The following is a 13185-nucleotide window of genomic DNA, read 5'->3' on the forward strand; positions in this document are numbered from 1 at the left end:
AACAAATGTACGGTTTTCAAATAGAGGTTTATATTTTGAGGTGTTTAGCCTTGTAAAATTACAATCGCTTTATGCTTTTGCCTGCGAGCGATTTATCTATGAGTTGCGTAATATCGCTCACATCAAGTTGTGAATTGTATTTGCTCTTCAGTTTAATTAATTTACTTCTACTGGCTGTAATTGCATTTTTCATTCCTTTATATTCTTGAAAGGCATTCCATATCCAGAACTTGCCGGTTAAAATTTTCGGAATAATTTCAGCAAAAAGTAAATGTAAAGGCAGTAAGTTTAAGCGTAAGCCATTTAGCTGAATAGCTTGCAATAAAAATCTGTTGCGATAATATATCTTCTTTATAAAATTCGATTTTATTTGGGTTTTTGTACTTCCGCTAACGTGATGAAAACACACAGATTGGTGTTCGTAGTAACACTTCCAGCCCAACTGCCAAGCCCTTAAACTTAAATCAAAATCTTCTGATGAGAAAGGTGAAAATATTTCATCAAAACCACCTAATTCTTTGAGTTTTTTAGCCTCAACCAAAGCATTAGCGCCAGATAGATAAGCAGTATAAACTTGCTCGTCTTCGGGGTTTTCGCTGTAATAGAACTTATTGGCTTTAATTCTGCATCCGCTGTAATAGAGAAGTCGGGCGGCATCTTCAATTCTGTTGCCATCAACACTCATTATTCTGCCCATCACCCCAAACGTATCTTCCTTTTCAAAATACTTCCATTGGTGCTCAAAATAATCTGGCGTTAACTTAACATCCGAATTTAAAAGTAAAATTAGTTCATATTGCGATTCGCGGATGCCATGATTACAGGTGTAAGAAAAACCCCTGTTCTTATCATTTATAAGCAGCTTAACATTTTGATAATTATTTTTAATAAAATTGATGCTATCATCTTTTGAACCATCATCAATTACGATTACTTCGAAATCAGTTTTAGCATTTTCTACAGCAGTAAAAACTGATGGTAAATAATTTTCTAACAGATGCCTGCCGTTATAATTTGGAATTACAATTGAAACGCTTTTTTGCATCTATTTCACTATTTTATAATTACGGTATTCGAATAAACGTAGTCCGGTTAAATCTTCAATTTTTTGCAAAAGCTTTCTCCTGAAATTCATTTTTGAAGGCAGCTGCGTCAAGTCTTGCTCAAATTTCCAGTTTGCAGCGGCAATTCTATCCTTCATAACTTCTGGGTGGCTGCCCTTAAAATGAACCAATCTATCTGCGTTATGCATATCAAACGTATTTTGTACCGGGTAACGTTCTTCAATCCATTCTTCTGATTGATAATATTGATTGAAATTTCTAACCTTGCCTTGTAAACCTTTTGGTGGTTTCACCCATCCATAATGATAAATGAAGGCATCAATTAGTTTTACTTTTAACTTTCTATCATTAATTCTAAAACCTTGTGCATCTTTATAAGAATGTATGCCCGGCAGGTTTTTAAGAATTCTTACTTCTCTGCGGTACCAGCGTCTTGATTCTGCTAAATAATCGTAAGAAGCATAGAAATGTTTGTACTTTAAAAGCAGCGCTTCTACATTTTTATTATGCAGTTCCGCCTCCATTTCCATTTTTATCAGCGGCAAATAATCTTCGTGAATGGCTTCATCGCCCTGAATGTAAACCATCCAATCGGTTTCTTTTGATATTTTGGCTATGGCTTTGTTGGTTTCATCGGCAAAAACAAAGCCACCTTCCTTCAAACTTTCATTCCAAACGGTATCAAAAGTTTTGATTTTTGGGTCGATGCTTTTAACCAAGGCCGCAGTTTCATCAGTCGAGTTGCCGAGCGCAACAACAAATTCATCGCATAAAGGCAAAACTGAAAGTATGGCTTCTCGTACCGGATAATCGTTCGCCACAGCATTTCTGATAAAGGTAAATCCGGTAACTTTCATTTATAAAATTTGTTGTTGATTTTAGCTTCTTAACGCTATATATTTTTGTTTATTTGTACAAATATAGTTTTATTGATGAATACCAACCTATCGGTTATACGCGAAATTAAGCAAGGCAATATTAAAACGCTCGCCAGAACTTTAACACTGGTTGAGAATGATATTGCACCTTCAAACTTAATTTTAAAGGGTTTAGAGAGTAAAGCAGAGGTTAGGGTAATTGGTATAACCGGTCCACCGGGAGCTGGGAAAAGCACACTCGTTAATGAGATAGCAAATCATTTTACCAAGGAAAATAAACGTGTAGCCATTCTGGCAATCGACCCAACCTCGCCATTTAATTTTGGTTCTTTATTGGGCGATAGGATTAGAATGGCAAGCCAATTTAATAACCCGAATGTGTTTATCCGTTCGCTTGCTACGCGTGGTGCATTAGGTGGCATTTCTGCAAAAACTATCGAAATGGTTGATGTTTTAAAGTCAGCAAACTTCGATTTAATTATTGTAGAAACGGTTGGCGTTGGGCAATCGGAAGTTGAAATTGCTGGTTTGGCCGATAAAACGATTGTGGTTTTAGTACCCGAATCGGGAGATGAAATTCAGAATATAAAATCTGGATTGATGGAAATTGCAGATTGCTTTGTGGTTAATAAAGCCGATAGGGAAGGTGCAGATGTTTTTGCCAACAATTTGAAAAAAATGGTTCATCAGGGCGCTAAAGAAATATCTGTTTTTAAAACCATTGCTGATAAAAATACAGGTATAGATGATTTATGCGATTGGATGAGGTCGCCAGTATATGGAAATCAGGCAGGAAGAAAGGAGTTTTTGTTTGCAGAAAAAGCTTGGAAACTTATTCAACAGGAAAAAATGAAAGGTATTGATAAGAAAAAGCTCCGCGAATCAATCCGCGAAGCTTTAAAAAATGATAATTTTAATATTTATCGTTTTGCTGATGAATTTACGAGTTCATAATGTCCTCAATTTCTTCAGCTTCTACGGGTATATCTGCCATTAAATCTATATTTCCGTTTGAGGTAATTAAGATATTGTTTTCTAAACGAATACCCAGCCCTTCTTCCGGGATGTAAATTCCAGGTTCTACGGTAAGGATATTTCCAATAGCAAAAGGCGTGTATCTTCCCGCAAAATCATGTACATCTATACCTAAATGATGAGATGTACCATGCATAAAGTATTTTTTGTAAGCCGGCCAGGTTGCACTTTGTTTTTTTACATCATCTGTAGAAATTAAACCTAAATTAATAAGCTGTTCGGTCATTATTTCCCCAACCTGCTCATGATATGTGTTCCAAACCGTTCCATCAACAATCAACTTAGTTGCTTCTTTCATTACATGAAGTACGGCATTGTAAACATCTTTTTGTCTTGGGGTAAAACGGCCACTAACTGGTACCGATCGACTCATATCCGCATTATAGTTTGCATATTCTGCTCCAAAATCAAATAAAATTACATCGCCCGCTTTACACTCCTGATTATTATCGTTATAATGCAAAATGTTGGCATTATGCCCAGATGCAATTATTGGCGTATAAGCATGACCGGTTCCACCTTGTCTGATAAATTCATGAATAATTTCGGCCTCAACTTCATACTCATTAACGCCAGGTTTTATAAATTTCAAAACCCTTACAAAAGCATCTCGGGTTAATGCGCAAGCTTTTTTTGTTAATTCGATTTCAACATCAGATTTGATTGCTCTCAGTTGCCTCATAATTGGAGCTGAACGCTCAAAATGATGCAGCGGATATTTGGAACGGATTTCATTAATAAATCTGATATCGCGATAGGGAACTGTATGTGCATATCTATCGTTTTCGTTTGTATTAAGATAGATGTTGTCTGCATAATTAACTATACTGTGTAAGATATTGTCGAAATCCTCTAACCAGAATATGCTTTTAATGCCAGAAGTTGCCAAAGCTTGTTCCTTGGTGTATTTATATCCTTCCCATACTTTGATGTAATCATTCGTCTGTCTTAAAAACAGGACTTCTCTATACAAAGGATTAGGACAATCAGGGTAAAGCAGCAAAATAGTTTGTTCCTGATCGATGCCTGATAAATAAAATAAATCTGGATTTTGCTTAAAAATAAAATTCTGATCGCCACTTCTTGGGAATTCATCATTCGATTGAAATATAGCTAACGAGTTGTTTTTTAATTGTTTAACGAAGTTTATTCTATTTAAAACAAATAAATCCTGATTAATTTGGGGATATTTCATAATTGTTATTTTGTAAAACAGGTGATGGCCAAATGTAAGAAAATGATAATTGATAGCGAAGTTTGGAACGGAGTTTGTATAAAAGTTTGAAAATTTAATATTTTGTTTAATTTTGCAGTTACTGAAAAATTAATCAATTAAATTGTTTAACCCTTAAAAAAGAAAAAGATTATGAATTATTCTACTTTAAAGAAAAGTGTTGCGCTTTCTTTAGTGGCATTAACAGGAGTTGCTTCTCTTGCTGTCGCTCAGGATGCTCCTGCAACAACTTCTTCTACCAAGGTATTTGGTGGAAGAGGACAGTACAGAACATGGTCGATTGGCGTACACGGTGGTGTATTAATGCCGATTGTTGCTATTGGTGGTACTAATGATTTTAACAAATGGGATGCTAACTTAGGTTACGGTTTAAACATCCGTAAACAATTAAGCCACGCATTCGGTTTAGAATTAAACGGAACTCGCGGTAAACTTTCTGGTACTAACGAAGGTGTAACTGGTGCTACTGTTAGAGAATTCGAAACTCAATTACAATATGCTGTAGATTTACGCGGTGTTATCAACTTAGGTTCTATCGATTTCTTACGTCGTGAAAACGCTGTAGGTTTCTTCGTTACTGCTGGTGCTGGTTACATGGCTTATGCTCCAAAAGTTACTTATACTAACGGTACTGTTGTTGATTGGAAAGGTAAAGCTTTAGGCCCTGCTGATGACAGACACGATTCTCCAAAAGACTACGTGAAAGGTATGTATATCCCAGTTGGTGCTGGTGTTAAATTCAAAGTTTCTGAGCGTGTTAACTTTAACTTAGGTTATACAATGAACTTTGTTGATGCTGATAACTTAGACGGAGTTTATGCTAAAGGTCAAACTAAAGATAAATTCTCTTACGGTTATGCTGGTTTAGAGTTCTCTTTAGGTTCTTCTGCAAAACCAAGTTTAGAATGGTCTAACCCATTAGCTACAATGTACGATGAGTTAAAAGATCCTACTTTACGTCAAGAAGTTGAAGCATTGAAAAACCGTGTATCTGCTGTTGAAAAATCTGTTGAAGATTTGAAAAAAGATACTGACGGTGACGGTGTTGCTGATCAATTCGACAAATGCCCAGGAACTCCTGCAGGTACTGCTGTTGATGGTTCAGGTTGCCCACTTCCAAAATATGAGGCTCCTGCTGATTCATCAAATGTTACTGGCTTTGAGAAAATCGGTTTCGATTTTAACTCATCAGTATTAAAAACTGAGTCTTATCCTACTTTAGATAAATTATCTTCAGTGTTACGTGAAAACGGTGGTAAAGCAACTGTAACTGGTTACGCTTCAAGCGAAGGTACTGCTGCATATAACATGAAATTATCTAAAGACAGAGCAAACTCTGTTAAAACTTACTTAGTAAACTCTGGCGTTAACGCTAGTCAAGTTACTACAAAAGGTTTAGGCGAAGCTAATCCAATTGCTTCAAACGATACTGAAGAAGGTCGTATCCAAAATCGTCGTGTTGAAACTGCTAGAAACTAGTATTTCAATATAAAGTTTAAGAAGCCCCGATATTTATCGGGGCTTTTTTTATGCCTTTTTAATTTTCAGGCTGAGCCTTTTTTATTAAGTTTGCCTCATGTATTTCTTTAGGAAAAAGAATCCCAATAGACCAAATAATATAAATTTGAAAATTATGCATTTTATAAATGCATTGGCCATTATTGTTTTCCTTGCAGGCATAATCTATAAGCTCATCCAGTGGCTTTCTAAATCATAATTATATTAAAATGAAACAAATTATCAATACCACTAGTGCGCCGGCGCCTATTGGTCCATATAATCAGGCGGTAATGGCTGGCAACTTTTTATTCGTGTCTGGTCAGGTAGCTATAAACCCAGAAAACGGAGAATTAAATATGCCTAACATTGAAGAAGAAACGCATCAGGTAATGCGCAACTTAAAGGCTGTATTGTTAGAAGCAGGTTTAACCTTCGATAATGTAGTTAAAAGCAGTATATTTTTAACAGATATGGGGAATTTTGCTGAGGTGAATGAAATTTATGGTAAATATTTTACATCCGATTTCCCCGCCAGAGAAACTGTTCAGGTATCGGCTTTGCCTAAAAATGTTAACGTAGAAATTTCTGTAATTGCTGTTAAAGGTTAATTTTGGCAGCAAGCAGAGCAAAGTATTTTATCGCCGGCATTATTCCCTATATCATATGGGGAACAATGTCGGTTCCATTGCGTAATATAAAAGGTTTTCCTCCCCAGGAAATATTGTATTATCGTCTTTTCATTTCTATAGTTGTTGTTTGGAGTACGATTGCATTCTTCAGAAGAAAGGCTTTGGCAAGTGACTTAAAATACTTAAAATCTATTTCAGCTAAGGAGAAATCGAAATTATTATTACTTACCTTCCTATCAGCAGTTCTAATTACCGGAAATTGGTTCACATATATCTACGCCGTAAATAGCGTTAGTTTAAAATCGGCAGCCTTTGCCTACATGGTTTGCCCCTTGCTTACCGCTTTGTGTGGTTTTATAATCCTTAAAGAACAATTATCAAAGGCAAAGATTACTGCATTACTTGTAGCTTTTATAAGCATTGCTTTGTTGGCTACAGGTTCCTTACACGAGGTTTTATGGGCTGTTGTCATTGCATCATTTTATGCTTTGTATGTAATTGTATTAAAAGTAATTAAGCATATCGACAAGTTTAATTTTTTAGGTGTACAATTAATCATTTCTGGATTGTTGTTGCTGCCTATGTATTTAACAAGCGCAGCGCCTTTCCCAACGGATACTTTTTTCTGGGCGCACATTTTTTTAATTGCCATAATATTTACCATTATTCCACTTTTCCTTAATTCTTATGCACTTTTAGGAATGCCCTCATCAGCACTTGGTATTTTAATCTACCTGAATCCAATTGTAGCATTTGCGGTCGCTTTTTTCTATTTTAAGGAGAAAATTGATGTGCATCAGCTTTTTGCTTATTTGCTTTTGCTATTGTCGATAGTTATTTTTAATGCTCAATTGATGAAAGGTTTGATTTTTAAAAAGCAGTAAATATTTTGTTTAACTCGATTTTAGATACCCCTGTTGAGTTTATAAAAGGCGTTGGCCCAAGTCGTGCTGATGTGCTTAAAAAGGATTTAGGCCTGTTTACTTTTCAGGATATGCTCTCGCATTATCCCTTCAGATATATTGATAGAACGAAGTATCATAAAATCAATCAAATCAACCTTGATTCGCAACACATTCAAATCATTGGACGTATTGTAAGCAAAAAAGTTGTTGGCGAAAAGCGTACAAAGCGTATTGTTGCTGTTTTTAAAGATGAAACCGGATTGATGGAACTGGTTTGGTTTCAAAGCCTAAAATGGGTTGAGGAAAACATTTTAGTTGGTGCCGCCTACGTAGCATTTGGTAAGCCAACTATGTTCAATAATACATTTAGCATTTCGCATCCCGAGATGGAATTGTACCAAAGTAAAGTGGCAGGTAGAGGAAACCAGACTTTACAACCAGTATACAATTCAACCGAAAAGCTTAAAAAATTCAATCTGGATTCGAAAGGCTTACAGCGTTTAATAGCCGGTTTGCTTGACCAAGTTATTCCCCAGGTAGTTGAAAATCTTCCACCATATATTTTATCAAAATATCAACTTCCAGATAGGCGAATAGCTTTATTGAATATTCATTTTCCTAAAAATCAAACAGACTTAAATGCTGCGGAAAGAAGGTTGAAATTCGAAGAATTATTTTTTATTCAGCTTCAACTCCTGCACAATAAGCAACTCAGACAATTAAAATTTAAAGGTGTTTTATTTGATAAGGTTGGCGATAAGGTTACTCGGTTCTACAATGAATTTCTACCCTTCGAATTAACCAATGCCCAAAAGCGGGTTGTAAAAGAAATCCGTTTGGATACCCAGAGAGGCGTTCAAATGAACAGGCTTGTACAAGGCGATGTGGGTAGCGGAAAAACTGCTGTAGCTTTGATGAGTATGCTTCTGGCTAATGATAACGGCTACCAAGCTTGTATGATGGCGCCTACTGAAATTTTAGCACGACAACATTATGCTTCTATTACCGATTTGGTAAGCGATGATTTGGTTAAAGTTGCCATCTTAACAGGAAATACCAAGAAGAAAGAAAGAACGATGCTCCATGAGCAGCTGGAAAACGGTGAAATCGATATTTTAATCGGAACACATGCGCTTATTGAAGATAAGGTTCAGTTTAAAAATTTAGGTTTAGTCGTAATTGATGAGCAACATCGTTTTGGTGTAGAACAAAGAGCTAAATTATGGCGTAAAAATGTTATTCCACCGCATATTCTTGTAATGACGGCAACTCCAATTCCGCGTACCTTGGCCATGACTTTGTATGGCGATTTGGATGTTTCGCAAATTGATGAATTACCAGCCGGAAGAAAACCGATTGAAACCAGGCATTTATTTGAAGGTCAGCGTTTGCGAATGTTTGGTTTTATGAAACAGGAGATAGCCAAAGGTAGACAGGTTTACATTGTTTATCCACTAATAAAGGAAAGCGAAAAATTAGATTTGTTGCACTTGGAAGCGGGTATAGAACAATTAAGCTATCAATTTCCACGACCAGATTATCAGATTAGTATTGTACATGGTAAAATGCCAAATGCTGATAAACAATTCGAAATGCAGCAATTTATTGATGGTAAAAGCCAAATTATGGTGGCGACAACCGTGATAGAAGTAGGTGTGAATGTGCCAAATGCATCGGTTATGGTCATCGAAAATGCCGAACGTTTTGGTTTATCTCAATTGCACCAGCTTCGTGGTCGTGTTGGAAGGGGAGCAGAACAATCTTTTTGTATTTTAATGAGCAGTAACAAACTCAGTAAGGAAGGAAAAATCAGGTTAGAAACAATGGTTCGTACCAATAATGGCTTTGAAATTTCTGAAATAGATTTGCAATTACGCGGACCAGGCGACATTACCGGAACCCAGCAAAGTGGTGTACTCGATTTAAAACTTGCCGATTTGGCAAAAGACCAGGCAATATTATCCGAAGCAAGAAACACTGTAATTTCAATCTTTGAAAACGATCCTCAATTAGAAAAACCAGAACATGCATCGCTAAAAGCACATTTACGAAAGTTAGAAAGGGGAATATCATTTGACAAGATTTCCTAATATCATTTATCGGTAAATTACCATCGTATATCAAAATCTAATGCAATTTTAATTTCTCAAAACGTAGTTTTACATAAAAATTTTTAATGGCAGATTCAGACCCCAATCCCGTTACTGTAAAACCCGATACATTCGCAGCATTACGTTATAAGGAATTTCGTTCTTTTTTAGGCATGCGCTTCTTCTTTACACTTGCTTACCAAATGCAGGCGGTAGTAATTGCCTATCACATCTACGATCTAACACACGATCCTTTAAAACTTGGTTTGGTAGGGCTTTGCGAAGTAATTCCAGCAATTTGTATAGCCCTTTACGGAGGTTACATTGCCGATAAAAGTGAAAAAAGGGGTCTGTTAATTAAAATTTTCTCTGGTGTTTGGTTCGTTTCAGTACTCATGTTAATCATCACCAGTAAGTACCTCCATTTAAAAGAAGATGCTATCGTTTTAATAATGTACGGTCTGGTTTTCTGCATCGGGATTGCAAGAGGCTTTTTTGGTCCAGCAACATTCTCCCTAATGTCTAAAATTGTCCCTAGAGAACTGTATCCAAATGCAAGTACCTGGAGTACGAGCAGTTTTCAATTGGCAACTGTTATCGGGCCATCTTTGGGTGGTTTGGTTAATTGGCTTTGGGGCATTACGGCAGCTTACAGCGTAATTGTAGCGTTTGTCAGTATCGCTTTAATCTGTATCTTAACCTTTAAAAAGCATGAGGCAACATACTTACCAACTCAAAATATTTTCAATAGTTTAAAAGAGGGCATTCAGTTTGTTTTTAAAACCAAAATGATGGTTTGGGCCATGAGTTTAGATTTATTCTCAGTATTTTTTGGAGGAGCAGTGGCGTTATTACCAATTTTTGCGAAAGATGTTTTCCATCTTGGTTCTTTTGGTTTGGGTATGATGAGGGGCGCTGCATCTCTTGGTGCGGTAATTACCATGTTGGCAATGACACGCTTTTCCCCGATGGGAAAACCTTGGCGCAATTTACTGATTGCCGTCACAGGTTTTGGCTTAAGTATAGTTTGTTACGGATTATCAAGAAACTTCTACTTAACCCTGTTTTTCCTTTTCCTTGAGGGTTCTTTTGATAGTGTAAGTGTTCGTTCTTATCCGCCAAACCATTATGCAGTTACTCACGCCAGATGAAATGCGTGGACGAGTATCTGCTGTAAACAGTATGTTTATTGGTTCATCAAACGAAATTGGCGAATTTGAATCCGGTTTAACGGCTAAATATATGCGGCTCGTTCCTGCCGTTGTATTTGGCGGGAGTATGACTATCGCGATTGCCTTTGTAACCTGGCTAAAAACAAAACCACTTACAAAGCTGAGTTTGCAAGATATCAACGAGCAAACCGCTAAAGGTTAGGTGTTTAGGTTTTTTCTTCGGGTGTGAATGGTTAGCTAAGCCTAAATACTAAATCTTCGTTTTACTTATTTCCGGCCTAACATCCCGAAACTTCAGGATTCAGCAGGCGTTTTTTGTTTTTTCACTAGCTTTTATTTTTTCATTTGTGTTCAAGCTAGCTTCGCTGGTCTTTTTGACGTCAAAAAGAAAAAAGCCTGTCTGGCTAAGACTTTTAAAAAATAGATATCAGGTAATCAAATATTTAGAAAAGCAGAAAGACTGCTAAAATTTGAGCATCTTCCTGCCTTCCTCCAATCTTTTTGTTTTCGTCAACACAATTCTTAAGCAACTGCAACAAAAAGTATTTCCGTACAGTCAGGTTTATTTAACCAAAACTTGTGCTACTATTAGTGTCCAATCGCCTATAAAAACCTGCAAAATCTGCGTTTCTTATCAATTTAAAGCTGCGGGAAAACGATTAAAACTTCCTGTTTTTACCCCAGATTAAATAAACTATCGAGCCTAAAAACGGTGCCATAACGATAATTATAAACCACAAAACCTTAACGGTAAAGTTCATTCCAGTATTTCTTGAGATATGATAAAGCGCTACAAGAATCAATATCAGCCATAAAATAGCCGGAATAATAATAAACAACGCAATTTGGTTGCTGTTAACATTGGTTTGTAATAGCATAATAGAAAGATATATTATGCTTCAACAATTCTCTCGCCAATTTGTTGACGCCACATGGCTTGATACAAACCATTTTGAGCAATTAATGCTTCGTGCGAACCTTGTTCTATGATTTGGCCTTTCTCTAAAACGTAAATTACGTCAGCATGCTTAATGGTTGATAAACGGTGTGCAATTAGAATGGTAATGTGGTCAGTTAAATCCGATACATTTCTAATCGTTTTGGTAATTTCCTCTTCGGTTATCGAATCTAACGAAGAAGTTGCTTCATCAAAAACCAAAATATCTGGTTGTCTTAGTAAGGCTCTCGCAATAGATAAACGCTGTTTTTCACCGCCTGAAACTTTTACACCACCTTCACCAATTAACGAGTCTAAACCTTTATCAGCCCTAGCTAAAAGCGTTTGGCAAGCTGCCTGATTTAAAACTTTAAAGCATTCTTCATCAGTAGCTGTCGGGTTTACAAAAAGTAAATTTTCTCTAATCGTTCCTGAGAAAAGTTGTGTGTCTTGCGTTACGAAGCCTATTTTTTCACGTAAAACATCCAAATCAATATCATGGCTTGTAATACCATTATATAAAATTTCTCCTGCTTTAGCCGGATATAAACCAACAAGTAACTTAACCAACGTAGATTTTCCTGCTCCGGACGGACCAACAAAGGCAATAGTTTGTCCGTTATGTGTTGAGAAAGAAATATTTTCCAAAGCATTTCTGTTTGCCGTTTGGTGCTTAAAGCCTACAGCGTTGAAAGTTAAATCCTTAATCTTTTGAATAGATTTCGGGTTTGCTGGTTTTTTATCAATCGGTGTGCTTAAAATCTTCTTAAAGTTACCTAATGAAACCTCAGCTTCCCGCCAGGTTAAAATTACATTACCCAATTCTTGTAATGGTCCGAAAAGGAAGAATGAATAAAACAGAAATGAAAAGTATTGTCCGGCAGATATCGTATTATCAAAAATTAAGAGCAACAAAACCAAAACCATTGTACTTCTAACCAGGTTTACAGTTGTTCCCTGCACAAAACTCATGCTTCGAACGTATTTAACTTTTTTAAGTTCTAAGCCTAAAATTTTGTAGGTAGTTTTATTTAACCTTTCAATTTCCTGGTCGGCTAAACCTAAACTTTTTACGAGTTCGATGTTTCTTAGCGATTCTGTTGTCGAGCCAGCCAAAGCCGTAGTTTCACCAACAATTGAGCGTTGTATGGTTTTAATCTTTCTACTTAAAAACCAGCTTACAAAGCTGATGATTGGAATTGCCGAAAAATAAACCAAAGTAACCTTATAACTTACCGAAACCGAGTAAACGATAACGAAAATCATCCCGATTAAGCTTACAAAAAGAATGCTGATAAATGCGGTGATAAACTTTTCGGAATCTAAACGTACTTTTTGTAAGATACCAAGCGTTTCGCCACTTCGCTGATCTTCAAAAACCTGATAGGGTAATTTTAGCGAATGCTGCAAGCCATCAGCATACATTTTTGCGCCAACTTTTTGAACAATTACACTGGTAAAGTAATCCTGAAAGTTTTTAGCAATTCGCGAAATCATTGCCGCACCAATGGCTAAACCGATTAAGCCTAAAGAACCCCATAAATACTGACTGTATGTGAGCTTATCTTTTTTATTGATGAAGTTATCTAAAATGCGCCCGGTTATATATGGATCGAGTAGCGAAAAGCCAATATTTATACCCGCCAATAACAGCGCCAAAGCCACTATCCATTTATGGCTTTTTAGGTAGTTAAGTAATAATCCCATTAAAGTTTTGTTGTTTGTAAGTGCAAACATAAAA

The 13185-nt window shown here is 36.4% G+C and carries 13 protein-coding genes; 8 read left to right on the forward strand and 5 right to left on the reverse strand.

Translation table 11 applies throughout. The features are described 5' to 3' along the window. Positions 1-58: 58 nt before the first annotated feature. On the reverse strand, positions 59-1045 hold the full coding sequence (locus QWY86_RS12110) for a glycosyltransferase family 2 protein (RefSeq protein WP_290242478.1): 987 nt from the start codon (positions 1043-1045) through the stop codon (positions 59-61). Further along, on the reverse strand, positions 1046-1921 hold the full coding sequence (locus QWY86_RS12115; protein ID WP_290242480.1) for a glycosyltransferase family 2 protein: 876 nt from the start codon (positions 1919-1921) through the stop codon (positions 1046-1048). Positions 1922-1996: 75 nt separating this feature from the next. Here QWY86_RS12115 and meaB point away from each other — a divergent pair, with 75 nt between their 5' ends. Further along, the gene (gene meaB, locus QWY86_RS12120) at positions 1997-2896 is read left to right on the forward strand and encodes a methylmalonyl Co-A mutase-associated GTPase MeaB (RefSeq protein ID WP_290242481.1); all 900 of its coding nucleotides are present in this window, start codon (positions 1997-1999) and stop codon (positions 2894-2896) included. Here meaB and QWY86_RS12125 read toward each other — a convergent pair. After that, a complete protein-coding gene (locus QWY86_RS12125) occupies positions 2883-4172 on the reverse strand; it encodes an aminopeptidase P family protein (RefSeq protein ID WP_290242483.1) in 1290 nt (429 codons plus the stop codon). The two genes, meaB and QWY86_RS12125, sit on opposite strands and share 14 nt — an antisense overlap. A gap of 171 nt (positions 4173-4343) precedes the next feature. Here QWY86_RS12125 and QWY86_RS12130 point away from each other — a divergent pair, with 171 nt between their 5' ends. The 7 genes from QWY86_RS12130 to QWY86_RS12155 all read left to right on the forward strand — a co-directional run bounded on the left by QWY86_RS12130 (position 4344) and on the right by QWY86_RS12155 (position 10709). Beyond that, positions 4344-5690 (forward strand): OmpA family protein, encoded by a 1347-nt coding sequence (locus QWY86_RS12130; protein WP_290242485.1) that lies wholly within the window; start codon positions 4344-4346, stop codon positions 5688-5690. A 97-nt stretch (positions 5691-5787) separates the two neighbouring features. After that, complete coding sequence (locus QWY86_RS20130; RefSeq protein WP_353958917.1) at positions 5788-5928, forward strand: DUF6728 family protein; 141 nt, start codon at positions 5788-5790, stop codon at positions 5926-5928. 10 nt (positions 5929-5938) lie between these two features. Continuing rightward, the gene (locus QWY86_RS12135) at positions 5939-6319 is read left to right on the forward strand and encodes a RidA family protein (protein ID WP_290242487.1); all 381 of its coding nucleotides are present in this window, start codon (positions 5939-5941) and stop codon (positions 6317-6319) included. A 2-nt stretch (positions 6320-6321) separates the two neighbouring features. After that, positions 6322-7224, forward strand: a complete 903-nt coding sequence (locus QWY86_RS12140) for an EamA family transporter (protein WP_290242490.1) — start codon at positions 6322-6324, stop codon at positions 7222-7224. 5 nt (positions 7225-7229) lie between these two features. Continuing rightward, a complete protein-coding gene (gene recG, locus QWY86_RS12145; protein WP_290242491.1) occupies positions 7230-9335 on the forward strand; it encodes an ATP-dependent DNA helicase RecG in 2106 nt (701 codons plus the stop codon). Positions 9336-9421: 86 nt separating this feature from the next. Continuing rightward, complete coding sequence (locus tag QWY86_RS12150; protein WP_290242493.1) at positions 9422-10486, forward strand: MFS transporter; 1065 nt, start codon at positions 9422-9424, stop codon at positions 10484-10486. Beyond that, positions 10464-10709 carry a hypothetical protein gene (locus QWY86_RS12155; protein WP_290242495.1) on the forward strand — a complete coding sequence of 82 codons (246 nt, stop codon included), beginning with the start codon at positions 10464-10466 and terminating at the stop codon, positions 10707-10709. Before QWY86_RS12150 ends, QWY86_RS12155 begins: the two co-directional genes overlap by 23 nt. A gap of 457 nt (positions 10710-11166) precedes the next feature. On the opposite strand, the gene QWY86_RS12160 is transcribed toward QWY86_RS12155, so the two are convergent. Together QWY86_RS12160 and QWY86_RS12165 are read right to left on the reverse strand one after the other, a co-directional pair. Continuing rightward, the gene (locus QWY86_RS12160) at positions 11167-11385 is read right to left on the reverse strand and encodes a PLDc N-terminal domain-containing protein (RefSeq protein ID WP_290242497.1); all 219 of its coding nucleotides are present in this window, start codon (positions 11383-11385) and stop codon (positions 11167-11169) included. A 14-nt stretch (positions 11386-11399) separates the two neighbouring features. After that, positions 11400-13151: an ABC transporter ATP-binding protein gene (locus QWY86_RS12165; RefSeq protein WP_290242499.1), complete on the reverse strand. Its 1752-nt coding sequence runs from the start codon at positions 13149-13151 to the stop codon at positions 11400-11402. Between the last annotated feature and the right edge of the window lie 34 nt (positions 13152-13185).

The sequence above is a fragment of the Pedobacter aquatilis genome (genome assembly GCF_030409415.1).
GTDB classification, from domain to species: domain Bacteria; phylum Bacteroidota; class Bacteroidia; order Sphingobacteriales; family Sphingobacteriaceae; genus Pedobacter; species Pedobacter aquatilis.